At 46.6% G+C, this 19,440-nt stretch carries 14 protein-coding genes; 6 read left to right on the top strand and 8 right to left on the bottom strand.

Going from position 1 to position 19,440, the window contains the following annotated elements; all coding sequences use genetic code 11:
* Positions 1-89: 89 nt before the first annotated feature.
* Together GVN20_RS04115 and GVN20_RS04110 are read right to left on the bottom strand one after the other, a co-directional pair.
* Positions 90-938, bottom strand: coding sequence for an ROK family protein (locus GVN20_RS04115; RefSeq protein WP_166557092.1), 849 nt, complete (start codon positions 936-938; stop codon positions 90-92).
* A gap of 173 nt (positions 939-1,111) precedes the next feature.
* Positions 1,112-3,691: a family 20 glycosylhydrolase gene (locus GVN20_RS04110; RefSeq protein ID WP_166557091.1), complete on the bottom strand. Its 2,580-nt coding sequence runs from the start codon at positions 3,689-3,691 to the stop codon at positions 1,112-1,114.
* 101 nt (positions 3,692-3,792) lie between these two features.
* Here GVN20_RS04110 and GVN20_RS04105 point away from each other — a divergent pair, with 101 nt between their 5' ends.
* The 4 genes from GVN20_RS04105 (at position 3,793) to GVN20_RS04090 (ending at position 10,291) form a co-directional block, all read left to right on the top strand.
* Positions 3,793-4,890: an acyltransferase family protein gene (locus GVN20_RS04105; protein ID WP_166557090.1), complete on the top strand. Its 1,098-nt coding sequence runs from the start codon at positions 3,793-3,795 to the stop codon at positions 4,888-4,890.
* Between the two features lie 48 nt (positions 4,891-4,938).
* The gene (locus tag GVN20_RS04100) at positions 4,939-5,925 is read left to right on the top strand and encodes a metallophosphoesterase (protein WP_166557089.1); all 987 of its coding nucleotides are present in this window, start codon (positions 4,939-4,941) and stop codon (positions 5,923-5,925) included.
* A gap of 221 nt (positions 5,926-6,146) precedes the next feature.
* Entirely contained in the window at positions 6,147-8,558 is a 2,412-nt protein-coding gene (locus GVN20_RS04095; RefSeq protein WP_166557088.1) for a hypothetical protein, read from the top strand.
* A 179-nt stretch (positions 8,559-8,737) separates the two neighbouring features.
* Positions 8,738-10,291: a calcineurin-like phosphoesterase C-terminal domain-containing protein gene (locus GVN20_RS04090; protein WP_166557087.1), complete on the top strand. Its 1,554-nt coding sequence runs from the start codon at positions 8,738-8,740 to the stop codon at positions 10,289-10,291.
* 54 nt (positions 10,292-10,345) lie between these two features.
* Here GVN20_RS04090 and GVN20_RS04085 read toward each other — a convergent pair whose 3' ends face one another.
* From GVN20_RS04085 to GVN20_RS04060, 6 genes are all read right to left on the bottom strand, one after another.
* Entirely contained in the window at positions 10,346-10,735 is a 390-nt protein-coding gene (locus GVN20_RS04085; protein ID WP_166557086.1) for a hypothetical protein, read from the bottom strand.
* 347 nt (positions 10,736-11,082) lie between these two features.
* A complete protein-coding gene (locus GVN20_RS04080; RefSeq protein WP_166557085.1) occupies positions 11,083-11,334 on the bottom strand; it encodes a hypothetical protein in 252 nt (83 codons plus the stop codon).
* A 70-nt stretch (positions 11,335-11,404) separates the two neighbouring features.
* Positions 11,405-12,277: a DUF808 family protein gene (locus GVN20_RS04075; protein WP_166557084.1), complete on the bottom strand. Its 873-nt coding sequence runs from the start codon at positions 12,275-12,277 to the stop codon at positions 11,405-11,407.
* A gap of 496 nt (positions 12,278-12,773) precedes the next feature.
* A complete protein-coding gene (locus GVN20_RS04070) occupies positions 12,774-14,159 on the bottom strand; it encodes a metallophosphoesterase family protein (protein ID WP_166557083.1) in 1,386 nt (461 codons plus the stop codon).
* A 195-nt stretch (positions 14,160-14,354) separates the two neighbouring features.
* Positions 14,355-15,335: a Gfo/Idh/MocA family protein gene (locus GVN20_RS04065; RefSeq protein WP_166557082.1), complete on the bottom strand. Its 981-nt coding sequence runs from the start codon at positions 15,333-15,335 to the stop codon at positions 14,355-14,357.
* A 114-nt stretch (positions 15,336-15,449) separates the two neighbouring features.
* Positions 15,450-16,274 (bottom strand): HpcH/HpaI aldolase/citrate lyase family protein, encoded by an 825-nt coding sequence (locus tag GVN20_RS04060; RefSeq protein WP_166557081.1) that lies wholly within the window; start codon positions 16,272-16,274, stop codon positions 15,450-15,452.
* 211 nt (positions 16,275-16,485) lie between these two features.
* On the opposite strand from GVN20_RS04060, the gene GVN20_RS04055 reads away from it, so the two are divergent.
* Together GVN20_RS04055 and GVN20_RS04050 are read left to right on the top strand one after the other, a co-directional pair.
* Entirely contained in the window at positions 16,486-18,087 is a 1,602-nt protein-coding gene (locus tag GVN20_RS04055; protein WP_166557080.1) for a sodium:solute symporter, read from the top strand.
* Between the two features lie 132 nt (positions 18,088-18,219).
* Entirely contained in the window at positions 18,220-19,191 is a 972-nt protein-coding gene (locus tag GVN20_RS04050; RefSeq protein WP_166557288.1) for a glycosyltransferase family 2 protein, read from the top strand.
* The last annotated feature ends 249 nt before the right edge of the window (positions 19,192-19,440 follow it).

Genomic DNA, 19,440 nt, shown 5'->3' with positions numbered 1-19,440 from the left:
AAACCGACCGACTCGGTCCCGTGCAAAGTTGAAATCTATTTTTTCACAAAACCACCCTCGCGGTTTTACATTTTCCAGTTCTATTGCTCCTAAACTTTCACCTTCAAGTCTTGCGAAACCAGCGCGGCGGCTCCCAACATTGAAATATCATCATCTTGAGATTGAAGCAGTTTGAGGCGTTTGAGCGACTGCGGATAGGCAAAATCGTTGAGCGTTTCCAACATTCCCGCCTTAAATAAAGGATAGGCTTTGGAAATCGACCCGCCCAATACAATGGCTTCTGGATCAAATACGTACATGGCGGCCTTGATGGCACACCCGATATGTACCCCAAATTCAGACCACATATTGATGGCCTTTTTGTTACCATTAAGTGCCGCTTGGCTTGCTTCTAGGGCGGTGGTGCCGTGGATAGAATCGAAAAAATTGCTGCAAGCGTAGTATTCAAGGTTATGGTCGCGATAAGGAAGCAGGCCTATTTCTCCCGCCCCGCAATTGTGTCCTGTATATAACTGATTATCAATGATTAATCCCGAACCAAGGCCTGTGCCGATGGTCATCCCAACAACCGAGCTGTAATTTTTGGCCACTCCGAAACGGTGCTCTCCGAGGGTAAAACAATTGACGTCGTTGTTGACAAATACTGGCAGGTTGAATTCTTCTTCTAAAATATCACGCAAGGCCACTTTTTCCCATGAGGGAATATTCGCAACGTTATACACGATGCCGCGTTCAACATCCACCACCGACGGCACACCGATACCAATGCTGGTGGCGGGGTAGTCGGTCAGGGGTTTAATAAGATTGATTAATTGGGTTAAAGTAGCCGATAACGAGTCCTTTTGTTGAAGGAATATGGTGTTCTGCCGAATAATCGAACCGTTTGTTTCGACACCCGCCTTTATTTTTGTTCCTCCTAAATCTACACCTATTTTCATGTTCACTCTTTTTTAATCGTTTTCTTTTTTTCATTCTTGCGACAGGGTATATCCTGCCGCTAGTTACCTATTTATTTACCGTAAAGTTGTGGACTGTTGAAGCAATACCGACCCTAGGAATTTTGGACAGTAAATTCCGTTTACTGATGATTCTTTTGTGTTTTTTAGTTTAATCAATTCACAATCACGGTTCGGCTTCCCTTGCCAGACGCATCAAAACTTTTCAGTTTAACGGTACCGCTTACTTTTACTGGACTTTTGTATTCTGTTGATTTTTGGGTGGGCTCGCTGCCGTCAGTAGTGTACCGAATTGTTAATCCTGGAAAGGCTACGTTAGCGTTCAAGGTGCCGCTTTCAATGAGGGCTCCTGGTAACGGTACGCGGTAATTGTACCCGCCGTTGAGATGGCTTAACCGTGGTAACTCTTTCTGGGCCAACGTATTTACAAATACATTCCAGCCCGTTTGAATGGCTTTTTCTCGCGTGGTTTTATCGGCGATATTCTCCCACGGGCGCTCGGCACTCCAGGCACTTTCGGCAAATCCCATCAGCTTGGGTAGAGTATAATATTCCATCATGTCGCGGCCTTTGACGGTTTCGCTCCAGAGCTGACATTCTACGCCAATGATATTTTTGCGGGCTTCGGGTTTGAGGCGTTCCACTTTATCAAACACCATGGGTTTGCCCATGGCGGTGGTGTAGGTGGTTTTGAACATATCGTAGGGCGCAAAGGTGTAATTGTCGCGCGTGTCTACAAATCCCGCCCAATAGAGACCGGGCTCTTTGGGGTCGTTGTTGTAGGCCAAATCAAAATAGAAATTGGTGACGTTGCAGAGCACCACAGGGTAGCCAGCATTGGCGATTCTATACCCCATGTCGGGGTCATACACATTGTTCCAAACGTAAGGAATGACGTTCTTGCCTGCAAATTCAGGGTTGACTTTCAACGTACCTTCTTTGTCTTTAATCATCGAAACTTCTTCCCACCCGTGTACCTGAAGGTTGCGTTTTTGGAGTCTTGGCAACAATCGACGAATAAAATATGGATGTAGGTTGTATTCATTGCCAATAGTTGGGTCTTTTTTGAGAAGCTCCTGTGCCAAAGGGGACTTCGTCCAAGCGCCTGCGGCAACTTCATCACCACCGATGTGGAAAAGGTCGAGCGTTAGCCCTGCTTCCTTGTACATTTTGATGATTTCGTCAGTGACTTTTTCGTAAAAATGATACGTAGACTCCCGCGTTACGTCCACTACGTTGTCTTTATAGCCCTGCGCCGATAGGTACACCGATTTGTCATCAGGGTCAATGAGACGGTATTCGTTGGCTTCTTTTTCTTTGCCTTCCTTCATCAACCGCTCGTAGCGCGCCTCCATGGCTTTGATGGCGGCGTGGGCGTGTCCGGGCAGATTTACTTCAGGAATGATTTTGATGTGCCGTGCAGCGGCGTATTTTAGGATTTCAATAAAATCTGCTTTGGTATAAAAACCGCTACCGTGCTTGCCTTTTTCGTATGCAACTGGTCCAGAACCGTAGCCCGGGTGCAGCGCGGCATTTTTGTACGAGGAAATGTGTTGACGTTGTGCACCTACCTGCGTCAGCTCGGGCAAACCTTCAATCTCCAATCGCCAGCCTTCATCTTCGGTAGTGTACAATAAAAAGTGGTTGAGTTTATAAAACGCCAGCACATCCAGCAGCCGTAAGAGGGTTTCTTTGGTCTGAAAATTTCGGCTCACGTCGAGCTGCATACTACGAAAGTGAAAACGTGGAGCATCTTCGATTTGAACGTAATCCAAACCAACCGAAGCCGCTTTTTGAACAAACGATTGGGTCGGAATCAGCGCTACCAAACTTTGAGTGCCATAAAAAACCCCCGCTGCGTCGCTGCCGACGATAGAAACCCCTTTGGCGTTGATGTTCAGTTGGTAGGCTTCTTTCCTGATGCCGTTAACGGCGATTTTGCCTGTTTGCAATGAAATCGTGTTGGCAGCAGGGGCAGCATTTTTTACCGTGATATCGCCGCCGGTCAACTCCCTGAGACGTTGAGCGAGCAATTTGGCTTCGCTCTCCAGTCCGTTTTGGTAATGAATGGGCATGGAGGCCGTCAAGGTAAAGGTTCCTTTGCTGGGCGTTACTTTCACGGGCGTCGGAATCACCTTCAACAATTGGTCGGCGCTGACTGGACTGACGCCCAAATTTTCTTTGTATTGCTGCTCATGGGTCAAAATCGGGTCTTCGTCGTTGATTCCGCGCAGCAATTGCTCTTTTTTAGTGAAGGGAACCACAATACAGGGGTCAAGCTGTACGATTTGTGTCTCTTTTCCTGTTTTATCATAAAAAACAAAATACAAGCCCAAAGGCGCGTCGGTTTCTTTTATGATGCCTTCCGTTCCCCGATAACTCACCGTCAGCGAGTCGCCAGGGGCTAGACGAAAGCCCTTATTGGGTGTCATTTTGTACCAATCGCCGTTGATGTGTTCGAGGGTAGCGGGTTGGGGAGTCGGATGCCCAGTGAGCGGGCGCGGAGCCATGTTGAAAAATAATGCCCAATCACGGTCATTTAACGTGAGCGTTCCGTTGTTTTTTAGGTAAAATTTGGCTTCAAACGTATCTTTTGGCCCCACAAAATTACTGACCAATTCCCACGAAATAGCCACCTTGCCAGCTTGGTCAAACTCACCGCTTTGGGTTGATTTACAGCTGATAATCGCAAGAATTGTTGTAAAGAGGAACGCACTATGTAAAATATTACGCATAATTTGCGGGGTTAAATAGCCCTAATAATACTGTGGCACGTATTAAAAATACCATTCAGGTTTGAAGTAATTTTTAACATTGACTTAATCCCTTCCTTTTGATGCTACCCCAAACCAACCGACTCATTTCGCTAGACGCGCTGAGAGGGTTTACCATTGCGGCCATGCTCATGGTCAATTTTCCAGGCAGCGATGAGCATGTCTTTTTTACCCTACGTCATACCAAGTGGAACGGCCTTTCTTTTACTGATTTGGTAGCGCCTTTTTTTCTGTTCGTGGTGGGAGTTTCGATTGTTTTTGCGTATTCCAAACGCAAGCAGGACGGCAGTCCGAAAGGAGAACTTTACAAGAAAATCGTCATTCGCTCACTGAAGATATTTGCGGTGGGAATGTTTTTGAACCTGATGCCCAACTTTGATTTCAGCGACATTCGTTGGACGGGTACACTGCACCGCATTGCATTTGTATTTTTGGGGTGTGCTATTTTGTTTTTGAATACAAATTGGAAACAACAGGCCTGGATTGGGGGCCTCATACTGGTCGTTTATTGGCTGGCGTTGACGCTGATTCCTACGCCCGGCGTGGGGAAAGTGATGCTAGAACCGGGCGTAAATCTGGTGGCGTGGTTTGATAGTAAATTTCTGCCGGGCAAAATGTGGCAGGGCACATGGGACCCCGAAAGTATCCTGAGTACGTTTCCGTCCATCGTGTCGGGCATAACTGGAATGCTGGCGGGGCGGTTGTTGCAAAGTACCTTTACCCCCAACGAAAAGGTTAATTACCTCATGACGTCGGGTGTGTTTTCGGCGGCATTGGGGTATTTTTGGGGCTTGGGTTTTCCAGTCAATGAAAACCTTTGGACGAGTTCGTTTGTCCTCGTGACGTCGGGTTTTGCGGCCTTGCTTCTGGGGGCTTTATATTTTATGGTCGATGTTTTGGGCAAAACCAAGGGTACCCAACCCGGAATTATCTTTGGCGCAAACGCCATTGCGGTGTATGTATTGGGAGACGTGTTAGCACTCTTTTTTTACGGGGCAAAATTCGGCGACTATTCGCTCAATCAGCACGTTGTCAATGGTTTAATTAACGCAGGCGTTGCGCCCAATTTGGCCAGTTTGTTGTACGCACTGTTTTTTGTTTCGGTCAATTTTGTCCCCGCTTATTTTCTTTTTCAAAAAAAGATATTTATCAAATTGTAACAACATCTGATTGTCAAGCATTGATTTACTCGAATAATTTGTTGATGTATGAAAAACCATTTTTACACCGCGCGGGCAAACCCATTTTCGGTTTGTTATTTTACTGTTTTACTGTTTTTCGGTTTTCTCCTTTCCACCACCTCCTTTGCTCAAAAGGCACAAAAGGTAAAGTTTGGTCTCTTTACGGATGTGCATGTGCCCACCATGCACGACGCCAAAGAGCGCCTCACGGCTTTTATGGACAGCATGAAGACCGCCAAGCCCGATTTTATCATCGAACTCGGTGATTTTGGTACGCCCGCGCCCAAGTATGCCTACGGATTTGATATTTGGAAGTCGTATGCTGGCCCAAAATATCAGGTCATTGGCAACCATGAAATGGACGGAGGATTTTCTCTACCGCAGGCATTGGCTTACCGTGGTATGTCCTCTTCGTATTATTCATTCCAACAAAATGGTTTTTATTTTATCGTACTGGACGGAAACGACAAAAAAACACCCGACGTAAAAGGCTATCAGCAATACATCGGAGAGAAGCAATTGGCGTGGCTGAAAGATGAATTAGCGAAAGCCAAAACACCCATCGTTATTTTCTCACATCAAGGATTGGGGAAAGACGGTGTTGACAATTCGGCCGATATTCGGGCCATGCTAGAAGCGCACAATGCGAAGGCCAAAAAGAATAAAATTATTGTCAATTTCTACGGACACATTCACTACGACCGCGCCGACAATATCAATGGCATCTGGTACGTGTGTATCAATTCGATGTCGTACAAATGGCTGGGAGAAGAATATGGCCACGTGCGGTACAGCGAACAAATTGATAAAGATTTTAAATGGATAAAATACACCGCTCCTTACAAAGACCCACTTTATACCGTGATTGAAATCTCTACAAAAGGAACGATTTCTATTGCTGAAAAAAAATCGGAATGGGTGGGCCCCGCTCCCGAAAAAGTGGGTTTCCCCGTGCAAAATAGCGAATATGAAGTACCCGAAATCAGGGCCCGAATGCTGAAATTTAAACCGTAGGGGCAGGCCCGCAACGGCGTATGACGCCCAAATATATTTTGGTATATGAACCGAAAAACCTAAAATAATAAATGTAAAATGTAACGTAGGGGCAGGCCTTGCGTCTGCCCAGTAACCGCGAAAGATTTCTAACCGCATCGAAAAAGGGCGGACGCAAACAGGGGCGGACGCAAGGCCCGCCCCTACGTGTTTTGACTATTTGTTTTAATATCTATCTGATTATGAATAAAATACTATTTGTTTTTTTGTTGTTGTTCTGTCTTTCGGGTTTTGCCCAAACCATTGATATTTCTGAGGCACGAATCTATACTTCAATTTCTGATAAGCAGGTGTTGCGGCGAAGTGTTGAGATATTACAACAGGAAGTAAAAAAACGCAGCCGCTTGGATTGGCCCCTTTTTAATAAACTCCCGTCGGATGGGAAGCCCTACGTGGGTATTGCGTTGGAAAGTGATTTGTCAGCGTTGCCGACCAAAGTACGTGACGAGATTCGCAAACTGCCCGCCATCGCCGCCGAAGGGTTTAAGTTGTTGGTAATGCCCGACACCAAAGCGGTTTTTATTGTGGGCAAAGACGCCCGCGGAATTTTGTACGGCGTAGGCCGGCTCTTGCGGAAAATGGAAATGAGCCATACATTAGTTACCGTTCCGACTACGCTGGTGTTGGCTACGAGTCCTAAGTACCCCGTTCGCGGGCATCAGTTGGGCTACCGCCCCAAAACCAACGCCTACGACGCCTTTACGGTGGAGCAGTTTGACCAATATATTCGAGAATTAGCACTTTTTGGGGCCAACAGTATCGAAATCCTGCCTCCCCGCACCGACGACGACGCCACGAGTCGGCATATGAAGCTGCCTGCCATCAAGATGATTGCGGAGCAAGCCCGTATTTGTAAAGAATACGGCTTGGACGTGTGGATGTGGTACCCCAACATGGGCTCCAACTACACGCATCCTGATTCTATTCAAAAAGAATTGAAAGAGCGGCACGAGATTTTTTCTACGGTTTCTCAACTCGACAACGTGTTTGTACCCGGCGGTGACCCAGGCGACTTAGAGCCCGACGTAATGTTTGCGTGGCTCGGAAAAATGGCCGTTGTGTTAAAAAAATACCATCCCAAGGCCAAAATATGGGTGTCGCCACAGGTATTTCGACCCACCAAAAAATGGTTTGATGCGTTTTATTCGCACATCAATCGTAACTATCCGTGGTTTGGGGGCGTGGTGTTTGGCCCGTGGGTTAAAATGCCCGTTGCGGAAATTCGTAAAGTGATAAATCCTGCGATTCCCATTCGCCATTATCCCGATATTACCCACAATTACAGTGCACAATACCCCGTGCCGCACTGGGATTTGGCCTACGCCATGACGCTCGGGCGGGAGAGCATCAATCCGCGTCCGCACGATGAAAAAATGATTCATAATGCCTTGGATGAATACGGCGTGGGGAGCATCAGCTACTCGGAAGGCACCAACGACGACGTCAACAAATTTGTGTGGAGCGATCAGGACTGGAATCCAGATATGCCCGTCATTGAAACACTGCGTGACTACGCCCGCCTGTTTTTTGGGCCTGAATATCAAGAACCCGTTGCGCAGGGATTGGTGGCGTTGGAAAACAATTTAAAAGGACCGCTGATGACCAACGAGTCGGTGTCTCGAACGCTGATGCAATGGCAAACGATGGAAAACAATGCGTCGCCCGAACTGTTGCAAAATCCGCGCTTCCAGATGGGGCTGATTCGGGTGTATTACGATGCCTACACGCGCCGCCGCCTGATGTACGAGACCGAAGTGGAGCAGGAAGCCAAAGATATTCTGGAAAGGGTACGGTCTGGCAGTTCACTGGCCACGATTCAGCGGGCCAAAACGGCGTTGGAAAAAGCCTGGAAGTGGCCTATCCTGCCCGATTACCGCCGCAAGTGCTTTGCATTGGCAGATTCATTGTATAGAAGTATCGGGGCACAGTTGACGATTTCTAAACACGGTGCAATGTCGGGACGCGGCAATTTTGTGGATAATATCGACATTCCGCTCAATGATGCGCCCTACCTTTTAGACCAATTATCAAAAATTGAAAAATTGGGCAATGAGACCGAACGATTGCAGAAAATTGACCAGTTGCTTCGCCGTACCGACCCTGGGCTTGGTGGCTTTTACGATCATTTTGGTTCTCCCGAAAGCTGGCACCGAGTGGTGTCGGAGGTGTCTTGGGAAAAAGACCCCGGCAGTTTGCAATCTCCCCGCATTGGATTTGGGGTAGGTTTGGTGGGTGAAGAATGGGTCGACGAAATCAAAGCCACGGGCTTTAAAGGGCAGGTTACGCCGCGTGTGTGGATGAAGCAAGCCAAAACGCTTTATGACCAACCGCTGAAAATCGCCTACAATGAATTAGAACCGCAGTCGTCGTACCGAATGAAAATTTCGTACACGGGGCGTTTTCGGTCACGCATGAAACTCACCACCGACGACGGCTCCGTTATCCACGATTTTCTTCAAACGGGCGAGCAGCCTATTTTCGAATTTGACGTTCCCCAAAAAGCCACCGCCGACGGAAAAGTGACGTTTATTTGGAATTGTGGCGAAGGAGAACGCGGCTCACAAGTGACGGAGATTTGGTTGATGAAGAAATAAATCTTTCGATTTGTCATCCGTGCACATCGCCACGAAAGGGCCTATGGTGCGCAGAGAATAGGTTGTTGTTAGGTAGCGTTCAGTTTGTTTTTATACAGGAATAATTAAGAACCACTAAAAGCATAAAGTTAGATTTTTACAAGATGACAAATATGCTCTTAAACCCATTTTAAATTAGTATGAAGCAGGTAGTGTGCAGCATTTTTCTACTAATAGGTTGGCACTCGTTCGCCCAAACCACCGCTACTGGCACGGTCTACCACGACCTTAACAAAAACAGTCGAAAAGATAGGGGCGAGCTGGGCATTGCCAACGTATGCGTTTCCAACGGCAAGGAAGTGGTAAAGACTGATAAAAATGGTAAATGGACGCTACCCGCGGGCGATGATACGGGCTTTTTTGTGATTAAACCTGCCGAGTATGCCGTTCCGCTGACGAGCGATAACCTGCCGAAACATTATTATTTGCATAAACCCAACGGCTCGCCCTCTACCAAGTCGGAGGGAGTAGCGCCTACGGGTGCGCTGCCCAGTTCCATTGATTTTCCGTTGTGGAAGCAGAAGTCAGAAACGCAATTTTCGGTGCTGTTGTTCAGCGACACGCAAACACGGGGGCTGACGGAGGTCAATTACGTAACGCACGACGTGGTCGAAGAATGCATCGGAACCAAGGCGCGTTTTGGTATTTCATTGGGCGATATTGTGGCCGATGACCCTAACCTTTTTGCGGAAATCAATGGCAGCATCGGGCAAATCGGCGTGCCTTGGTACAACATTTTTGGTAACCATGATTTTAACCGTGGAGCATCCGATGACCAGTTCAGTGATGAAACCTTTGAGCGTTTTTACGGCCCCAGTACCTACGCTTTTGAAGAAGGCCAAGTGGCGTTTGTCGGTCTCAAAAACGTGTATTTCGGGCCCGACGGAAAATACAAAGGCCATTTTACGGAAGCACAGATTGCGTTTGTTAAAAATTACCTTGCCCACGTTCCCGACGACAAATTGGTCGTTTTGCTGATGCACATTCCGATTGTGATTTGTGATAACCGCAAGGAAATCTTTCAGCTCATCGAAAAGCGCCCGCACACGTTTTCGACGTCGGGACATACACACACCATGATTAATTTTTGGGTGGATGAAAAATACGGTTGGACCAACGCGGCTCCGCATCATCATTTTGTCAATGCCACGATTTCGGGAAGTTGGTGGTGCGGCCTGAAAGATGAAATGGGTATTCCGCACGCAACGATGAACGACGGGACACCCAACGGCTATTCTATTTTGACGTTTGACGGCAACAAATATGCCATTCGCTTCAAAGCGGCTCGTCGGCCAGACGACTATCAAATGAATATTTATTGGCCCGATGAGCTGTCCAAGGCAGAACTAGATACCACGCAGTTGCGGGTCAATGTTTTTGCTGGCTCGGCTCGCTCCAAGGTAGAGTTTCAATTGGCGGCTCAAACGAATTGGACGCCTTTGATGCTCACTCCTCAGAGCGACCCCGGAAATATGCTTATGTTTCAACAAAGTGCCTATTTGGAAGCAACCGTCAACGACACCAAACTGGATAAAATCTTTGGCTGGAGCATGGATAAGCCCAGTGTGTCAACGCACATTTGGCAAGGAAAATTACCGACAGATTTACCACCCGGTACGCACCGACTGACTGTTCGAACGACTGACGCCTTCGGCAAAACCTACACTTCGCATCGGATTTTTAGAGTAAGATAAAAAATAGAAAAAGGGGGGATTCCGTGGAATCCCCCCTTTTTCTATGAACCATCGCTAGCGACTTGGGCTATCATTAGGTCGTTTTTGCTCTTGCTCCTCGCGAAGCTCGCGGTCTGCATCACTTTCACCGCTGCGCTGTTGGCGCTGTTGGCTTTGGTCGCCCTGCTGCGTCTGGCCACCTTGTTGTCTTTGTTCCTGCTGTTTAGTGCCGGAATCCTGACGTTGGGTTTGACCTTGTCCTTGTTGCGACTTGTCACCTTGTTGTTGAGGGTTGTTGCGTTGCTCAGAATCTCGGTTCTGATTTCCGCTTTTTTGGTTGTTTTCCATTTTAACGAAAAGATGGTTTGTTAAAAAAATGGTTTTTGATTTTAACAAAGAGAAAGATTCTTTTCCATGTGTAAGACATTCCGCTCTTCCATTTCTCCTCTCTTTCTCTATGCTCATTTTCAGAGATTATCTCTCTGGCTCTATTTACCAAAATAACCATACCATCCCCTTTTGGAGGGTTTTAGGCTTCTTTTCGAGGTGAAAGTTTCACAGTGTGGGGCTATTATTGGCCAACAATGGGGCAATAATTGTGTTAAAGAAATTATTTATTATATTTTTTTAATAATACAACGTAATGTTCAGGTTATCTGGGAAGCGGGTATTTTAAAAGCATCGTTAGTAGCTTTCGGCGCATTCCCCGTATAACAAAGAGGCAGATTGTTTTTTGTTTGGGGTGGTTTTCGGAAAACGTTGAACCAAGGAAAATTCAAAAAGCTGTAAAACTATTCTAGCAATGCAGAGATTTAATTATTTTGTTCCCTTCTTTTGATCTCTTTATCCAAGTTTTGGATACTGATGAATAAAGGCAATAATGTTCCAATCACCCCAAGGGTACCCAGTTGTCCCCAATTTTTAGTTGTGATGGCTACATACACAATAAAGATGATAGCTACGGTCATAAGACCTGCTACTGCCGCGGCTATTTTTTGGTATTTCGCTTTGGTCGCTTTGAGTTCTTCGAGACTCTTGTCTTCGAATAAGTTGTTCTTTTTCATTTGATTGAGGTTATTGATGATAAGGGTTTAACGTGTTTTTAATTTTCAAAAGGCAAAACAGGCATTCAAATCAGGTATTTTTTCTAAATAACGAAAGGATTGTTTTAGCAGCAGCCACTAAAGCCAAAGCCAATAATCCGCCTATCACACCAAAAGTAAATTCTTTTAAAAGGGTTGGCCACTCGGGTAAAATGTGGTGTAAATAGTCGATGTTGTGCGCAAATATACCCCCCGATACAAGTAGTAACGCTATGGTTCCTACCACCGAAAATATTTTGATAACAACGGGTAACGTTCTTACCAATAACAGACCGAGGGTGTTTAAAAAGCCTTTTTTCTTCGATTTTTCAATCAGCTTAAATCCAAAATCATCCATGCGAACCACCAGCGCTACAATGCCATAAACACCCACAGTAGCTATTATGGAAACAACCGATATGGTTAAAATTTGCATAATTAAGCTATTGTTTAAAACGGTACTTAAGGCAATTATAACGATTTCAACAGATAGGATAAAGTCGGTGGTGACGGCTGATTTTATTTTTGTTTTTTCTAAAGCAGCATCCTCTTTTATTTCTCCAACGGCTGCTTTCTGTGCAGGTTGTTTTTTATGAAAGAAGTATTCCACTATTTTTTCAACCCCTTCAAAGGCGAGGTAAAAACCACCCAGTATAAGTATGACGATAATGGCAGTCGGTAAAAAAATATTCAGCAATAAAGCTATTGGGATGATAATTAGCTTGTTAATAAAGGACCCTTTTGTAATTGCCCATAAAACAGGGATTTCTCTGGATGACACAAAGCCCGTTGATTTTTCGGCATTCACGGCCAAGTCATCACCAAGTATCCCGGCTGTTTTTTTTGTAGCGAGCTTGGCCGCAACAGCCACGTCGTCCATCAAAGCAGCTATGTCGTCTAAAATTGCAAAAAAGCCTGATGCCATATCTTTGATTAAATGTGTTTGGATGCCAAAGTAAATCTTTTTTGTTAACTACCGGGGCATGATGACGCAAAAAAAAGACCTGCTTCTGGGGCAAAGTCTATAGGTTTTAATAGATCAGGAGTAAGTTTCTCTAAAATTTGAGGTATGTGTCCTTCCCAACAATAGCCCTTCTTTGATAAGGGTTTTTAATGGGATTTAAGGTTGTAACTTGCTGAATAACAGGATTATTTTTAGTTCTGATAATTATTTGGCGTTTGCAATCTCCCTTGGCTTGAGGTGAAGAAATCAGTATTTTGGAAGAATAATTAGCCGCTTCTGGCGGACTCACCGTGTTACGAACACTCTGAGTATTTTTGGTACGCACTCTCCCTTTGGAAGACTACGCACAACTTGGGGGCAAATGCTCTCTATCAGTAATTTTACGAAAGTAAGAAACGAAAAAGGCAAAAGCAATCGGTCGACTGATTGCTTTTGCCTTCAATAAAAAAGCCTTACTTTACTTCTTACCTTCTTTCCGCGCTTTGTATTCCTTGAATCTGTTTTCGTATTCCTTGATTTGCTCGGGCGTGAATCGGTTGAGGTAGGTTTCGGGCAGGGCCAAGCGCTCGGGAGCCAATGTAGGCGCTTTGTCGATGAGCGTATTACGGCCGTTGGCATTTTTGGTCAGGTCAAAGACATCGTACAATTCACCCGTCACGGTGTAGGATTTGTACGAAAGTTTGTTGCCGTCTACCATAATGATCTGATACAACTGCGTGTTGGAACCCGCCCGGTCCATCCAGTCTTGCAAGCCGATGGTGTACATTTTGGGCCCGCTGACCGACACCACATAAATAGGCCCATCGGGGAATTTGCGTGTTTTGCCAAGGGGCATATTGAGGCCGCGTCCGTAGGTGTGGTCATGCCCCTGTAAGACTAAGTCGACGTTGTATTTTTTATAGATGGGCTCCATTTTCACACGCCATTCGTCGTTATTACGTCCGTTGGCGGTCGAATAAATGGGGTGGTGATGCACCGCCACGGTCCATTTGTTGGGGTTGTTGCTCAACACGCCCACGAGCCATTCGGCCTGCGCATCCATCACGGTTGAGTCCAACAATGCGCCTTGCGAGTCCAAAGAAATAAAACGAACACCTTGGTAATCAATATAATATGCGGTTTCCTTGAGTTTGTCGGGGCCATTTTCGGGCAGCACAAACGACGGACGCCAGTGCATTGATACGCGACGGGCGCCAGCATCATCTTTAAAATACTCGTGGTTGCCAGGCGAAGCCAGCGTAGGCACCATGCCCGTAATCCAGCCGCCCGCTTCAAACCACTCGCCCCACTGCCAATCGGCGTTGGAGTTATTGATCAGATCTCCCGCGTGAAGCATGAACTGCACCGAGGGGAAGGCCGAATACGCCCCGCGAATGGCCCGTGACCACAGCGAACGAAGGTCGTTTTGGGCATCGCCAAAGTAGAGGAACGAAAACGGGGCGGGTTGATCTTTGGCAGTTTTGAAATGAAACCATTCGCTCCATTCTTCTCCTGCACCTACGCGATAGCTGTATTTGGTGTCGGGTTTGAGGTCTTTGAAGTGGACCGAATGGTATAAAATCTGCTTTCCTTCAATGAGTACTTTTTCGGTAACTGCAGGAACGATGGTAGCTTTTTTGACAAAATCAGGGCTCGCATCGGCTTCATGAATGGCTCCAACGGCTCCCACCACCGATGAGTCGGTGCGCCAATTGACGGATTGAGAAGTGGCGGGGTTGCCTTGCCAACCCAAAATAAGGCGGTCGGGAAAACGCGTAGGCGTGTAAGGCTTGTGGGTTTGGGCCTTGCCAACAAAAGCAATCAGTCCGCAGGCAAGCAAGAAACTAAGAGAAAGACTTTTCATAGGGGTTGGTTATTAGAAACGTGAGAGGCCGAAATTGCATGGATTTAAAAACCAAACTTACTTCATAAGCCACTGATTTTATAATTTCGTTTATTATCAAATGCTTAATTTAGAAATGGGGTGCTTTTGGACGAAAAAATGTGCAGTAAGTCCCCAGCTTGGAGTGGCCCCAATTCCCTTGTAATGAATGGTAGGTTAGTGGTGCGTAATTTGGTCCATGATGGTATTGGCACGAGCGCCCGTTTCGCCCGTGCTTGGGCATTGGCCTTCACCGCGCAATTGCTGCACAATGGTCTCAATCAAAGGTTGTTGGACGTGTTCAGGATAAGGAATCAAGTACTCGTCGGTGCTATCGGCGGTTTCTACTTTGATGGTAAACCGTTCGAAAAAAGAAAACGTAATTTTCCCTTTAGAACCGATGAGTTGAGATTCGTCGAGGCGTTGCTCTGGGTTGAGCGTGTAGCACCAGCTTCCTGTGCCCAGCACCCCCGATTCAAACTCAAAATTGGCAACAGTGATGTCGTCAGCTTCGTACAATCCTGCCTGATTTCGAGAAATGCCCTGCGCCAATTTAATGGGGCCGAGCACGTATTCCAGAAAATCAAACTGGTGAGACGCTAAGTCATGAAAGTGACCACCGCCCGAAATAGCGGGGTCTACGCGCCAGCGCGGACGCGCGTCGTCGCCAATTTCTTCGGCGTAGGGATTATAATGGATTTGCACCTTTACCAACCGAATATCACCGACAACTTTTTGGTCGATAAGTTCTTTGAGTTTTACAAAATAAGGCAACGTACGACGATAATATGCCACAAAAAGCGGTACGCCAGTTTCGCGACTAACCTGGTTCATGGCCTCACATTCGGCGGCGTTGCGCGCCATGGGTTTTTCCACGTACACGGTTTTGCCTGCTTTCATGGCTCGGGTGGCGTAGTCAAGGTGTACGTCGGGCGGCGTGGCGATGTAGATGGCGTTGACCTCGGGGTCGTTGATTAGCTCATCAACATTGGTATACCATTTAGGTACGCCGTGGCGTTGGGCGTAGTCGGCGGCTTTTTCGGCGCTACGGCCCATGACGGCCACCAACGATGAGTTCGGTATTTTGCTAAACGCTGGGCCACTCTTCTTTTCAGTTACGTTTCCGCAGCCGATCATCCCCCATTTGATTTGTTCCATGTTTGTCTAATGCTCAATTTGTAGAAACTACTTATTTTTAATTACTTACCTATAAAGGCCAAAAAAAGGGAAGATTACCAGTTCGGACAGTTGTTTTTATGCATTTGCAAATTCCTAGACCGTCAGGGAGGTGGTAGTATCAGCGTTTGGGCTATCTCCTGCGGCTTGTTTGATGATACTCAAATCATGTTGTAAGCGTTGACTAAAAAGCGCCACGTCAAAGCTGTGTACCACCATGTTGGCTCCTTCTTTCATCCACTTGATTTGGCGCTCGGGCTCCAGCGAAAAGTGAATACCAATCGAAAGCCCTTTGGCGCGGGTTTGGTGAATAATACTCCGGACGGCCGCTTCAAAGTCGGGGTGGTCGTACTGCTCAGGCAGGCCCAGACTCACCGATAAGTCGTGCGGACCAATAAACACCGCATCCAATCCAGGCACCGACAAAAGGTCGTCGAGTCGTTCCACCGCGGGTACACTTTCGATGTTGGCAATGCAAAGATTGGCGGCGTTGTGGTTGGAGATATATTGTTTTAATTCAGGTGTCATTTCTTCGGCACCCGTCAGGTAATTCTTTAATTTTTCTCCCTTAAGTGGTCGAAATTTAACGGCCCCTACCAACTCCTGAATTTGGGTCCTTGATTCTAAATAAGGCGCTACCACGCCCAATGCGCCCCCGTCAATCACCTGACAAGCCAAAAAAGGATTAGGCTCAGGAATACGCACGATGGGCGTAATGCCCAATGCCCTGAAAATTTGACACATTTTGGCCAATTCGGCGCGGTCGAGCGGGATGTGCTCGGTGTCAATAAACACAAAATCAACGCCAGTGCGCTTGATGGCGGCGGGCCACATGGGTGCGGTAGACGTAATGCACGTTCCGTACACATTTTGACCGTTTTTTAATTTTTGGAGTAGCGTGGGAGTAATTGAAGTGCTCATGAGTCTTCCTAAATTGGATAGAAACAATACTTGCCTTTGGGCGAATGAGGCTATTTCTTGTGTGCAGTATTTTAAGTTATAAATAGTCTTAAACGAATAAAAAAAGGTATTAAGGATTGCGTGACTGAAAAACGGATTTTCGGCACACAACTAACTGGATATACAATTAACGAATAACAAATAATCGTGCTTTAGCACCCAGACCCAAATCATGAAGAACCTTCCCCTTATTGATGTTGCCATCATTTTAATGTATTTAGCCGGAATGGTGGGCGTTGGTGTGTATTTTTCCCGTAAAAACAGCCGGGAAAGCAGCAACAACGCCGAGCAGTTTACTACCGCCTCGGGGCAGATTCCGGGCTGGGCCATCGGCATGTCGATTTACGCGACTTTTCTTAGCAGTAATACCTTTTTGGGCGTGCCCGGCAAGGCTTTCGGGAGCAACTGGAACTCCTTTGTGTTTAGCCTTTCTATGCCTTTGGCCGCGTGGGTAGCCACTAAATTTTTCATTCCTTTTTACCGAAATACGGGTGAAGTATCGGCCTACACCAACCTCGAAAACCGTTTTGGACCTTGGGCGCGGTCGTACGCGGTAGTGTGTTTTTTGTTGACTCAGCTCGCCCGTATGGGGTCCATTTTCTTCGGAATTGCCCTTAGTTTACAGGCCCTGACGGGCTACCCGATGGCCACGATTATGGTGGTGGTGGGGATTTGTATCATTCTCTATACCGTCATGGGAGGCATGGAAGCCGTGATTTGGACCGAGGTGGTGCAGGGTGTCATCAAAACGGCGGGGGCGGTTATTATTTTGTGGTTGGTGGTCGATGGCATGTCGGGAGGGGTTGGTAAAATCATCGACATCGGGCAGGCCGACAATAAATTTAGTCTCGGCAGTTACGCACCAGATTTTTCCCAACCTACTTTTTGGGTGGTATTGCTTTACGGGTTCTTTATGAACCTCAATAACTTCGGGATGGACCAAAACTACGTGCAGCGCTACCACACCACCACGTCCATCAAAGAAGCGGCCAAGTCGGTGTGGCTATGTGTGTACTTGTACGTACCTATTTCGTTGATATTCTTTGTATTAGGCACGTGTCTGTACGCTTATTACCAATCCAATCCTGAGTTGTTGGAGGCGGTTAAAATGCAAGCGGCGACCGATAAGTTGCCGGGTGGAACGCAAGAGGCCATCAAACAATTGGCCGCTACGCTGAAGCCAAGCGACTTTGGCGACAAAGTGATGCCGCACTTTATGGTCACCAAAGTTCCAGCAGGTTTGTTGGGGCTGATTGTAGCCGCGATTTTGTCGGCGGCCATGAGCACCATCAGTTCCGGCATGAACGCTTCGGCCACGGTGTTTTCGGTCGACATTTACCAGCGCTACATTAAGTCAAATCTGACCGATAAGCAGTCACTGAGATTACTATACGTTGCCACCACGGTGTTTGGACTCATGGGCATGGTTACGGGCATTGCCATGATTGGCGTCAAGAGTATTTTAGATGTATGGTGGGTGCTTTCGGGGATTTTTGCGGGCGGTATGTTGGGGCTGTTTTTGTTGGGAATCATCTCGCGTCAGACGCGCAACGTGGAAGCCCTTACGGCAACCATGATTGGTTTGCTCGTCATTCTCTGGATGACCTTTTCGGCCCAAATTCCTGATTCTTTAGCGTATTTACGGAGTGCATTTCATCCCAATATGATTATCGTTGTGGGCACGCTCACCATCTTTTTGGTAGGTATTCTTTTGACAAAAATTCGGGGTAAAGTGCCCGAAAAAGCCGAAGAACAGACCGTTACTGGGGCATAATTGCAATTTTGAAGGGCTTTGGCACGTTTGTTGATTTTGGGTTTTATGCAACACCCTAATCCTCAAAATCCAATGGAAGCACCAAAAGAATTTGTAGCTTTGCTGCGCGATACGCAATTGATTTTGGATACTATGCCCGGCGAAGCCCTTGATATATCAGTCGTTATTCCGCTCTTCAACGAGGAGGAATCGTTACCCGAATTGACCGCTTGGATTGGGCGGGTCATGGAGGCGCATCAGTTTAGTTATGAGGTACTGCTGGTCGATGACGGCAGTACCGACGATTCGTGGAAAGTGATTCAGAAACTGGCCGTCAGCGACCCGCACATCAAAGGAGTTCGTTTCAACCGAAATTATGGCAAAACGCCCGCCCTGCAAACGGGTTTTCAGCTCGTGCGCGGCAGCGTGGTCATCACGATGGATGCCGACTTGCAGGACAGTCCTGACGAAATCCCCGAGTTGTATCGTATGATTACGGAAGATGGTTTTGACTTGGTGTCGGGCTGGAAACAAAAACGCTACGACCCACTTTCTAAAACCCTACCCACCAAGCTCTTTAATGCCGTAACTCGCAGTATATCAGGGGTTCATCTTCATGATTTCAACTGCGGCCTGAAAGCCTACAAGCAGCGGGTGGTCAAAAACATTACGCTCTACGGCGAAATGCACCGCTATATTCCAGTGGTGGCTAAGTGGAACGGTTTCCGTAAGATTGGAGAAAAAGTAGTGCAGCATCAGGCCCGCAAATACGGCAGCACCAAATTTGGTCTGGAGCGTTTTGTGAATGGTTTTCTGGATTTGCTTTCGATTACGTTTGTACATCGTTTTAGTAAAGCGCCCATGCACTTTTTTGGGCTGTGGGGTACGCTCTCGTTTTTGCTGGGTTTTGTCATTACCTGTGGTTTAATTATTAAAAAGATATACCTCATTTTTGCCCACGAGCCTTTTCGCAATGTGACCGAAAATCCACTGTTTTACATGGCCTTGGTCGCCATAGTCATCGGATTTCAGCTATTTTTAGCGGGATTTTTGGGAGAAATGATGGTCAAACAACATACGGTCAAACAGGCTGATTATTTGGTTGTGGAGAAGATAGGGGTTTAATTCTCAGAATTATATTTATAGAAAAGCGTCCAATAGGTCTTTGCGCCGATTGGACGCTTTTTTATTCGTTAATCTTTCCTCGTAAAAAAATAATACCGCTCGAATCCCCCTAATTTTAAAGAATATCCAGTACGTCATAAAGAATCTTGTTTTGCTTTTTGATACCAGTCCTTTTTTTAACAAATTGCCATAGCATCAGTCATGAAATGAGCATCATTCATTGATGGATGGCCGCTCCAATTTGAATCT

This window comes from Runella sp. CRIBMP (assembly GCF_009905605.1).
In the GTDB taxonomy this organism is placed as follows: Bacteria; Bacteroidota; Bacteroidia; order Cytophagales; family Spirosomataceae; genus Runella.
This window is presented reverse-complemented; position numbering and strand designations above follow the sequence as displayed.

Bases quoted from the DNA above. Each gene is read 5' to 3' on its own strand.
- GVN20_RS04090 (WP_166557087.1), top strand. From the start codon at position 8,738: ATGAAGCAGGTAGTGTGCAGCATTTTTCTACTAATAGGTTGGCACTCG.
- GVN20_RS04050 (WP_166557288.1), top strand. From the start codon at position 18,220: ATGCCCGGCGAAGCCCTTGATATATCAGTCGTTATTCCGCTCTTCAAC.
- GVN20_RS04100 (WP_166557089.1), top strand. From the start codon at position 4,939: ATGAAAAACCATTTTTACACCGCGCGGGCAAACCCATTTTCGGTTTGT.
- GVN20_RS04105 (WP_166557090.1), top strand. From the start codon at position 3,793: ATGCTACCCCAAACCAACCGACTCATTTCGCTAGACGCGCTGAGAGGG.
- GVN20_RS04070 (WP_166557083.1), bottom strand. From the start codon at position 14,159: ATGAAAAGTCTTTCTCTTAGTTTCTTGCTTGCCTGCGGACTGATTGCT.
- GVN20_RS04060 (WP_166557081.1), bottom strand. From the start codon at position 16,274: ATGAGCACTTCAATTACTCCCACGCTACTCCAAAAATTAAAAAACGGT.
- GVN20_RS04110 (WP_166557091.1), bottom strand. From the start codon at position 3,691: ATGCGTAATATTTTACATAGTGCGTTCCTCTTTACAACAATTCTTGCG.
- GVN20_RS04055 (WP_166557080.1), top strand. From the start codon at position 16,486: ATGAAGAACCTTCCCCTTATTGATGTTGCCATCATTTTAATGTATTTA.
- GVN20_RS04065 (WP_166557082.1), bottom strand. From the start codon at position 15,335: ATGGAACAAATCAAATGGGGGATGATCGGCTGCGGAAACGTAACTGAA.
- GVN20_RS04115 (WP_166557092.1), bottom strand. From the start codon at position 938: ATGAAAATAGGTGTAGATTTAGGAGGAACAAAAATAAAGGCGGGTGTC.
- GVN20_RS04085 (WP_166557086.1), bottom strand. From the start codon at position 10,735: ATGAGCATAGAGAAAGAGAGGAGAAATGGAAGAGCGGAATGTCTTACA.
- GVN20_RS04075 (WP_166557084.1), bottom strand. From the start codon at position 12,277: ATGGCATCAGGCTTTTTTGCAATTTTAGACGACATAGCTGCTTTGATG.
- GVN20_RS04080 (WP_166557085.1), bottom strand. From the start codon at position 11,334: ATGAAAAAGAACAACTTATTCGAAGACAAGAGTCTCGAAGAACTCAAA.
- GVN20_RS04095 (WP_166557088.1), top strand. From the start codon at position 6,147: ATGAATAAAATACTATTTGTTTTTTTGTTGTTGTTCTGTCTTTCGGGT.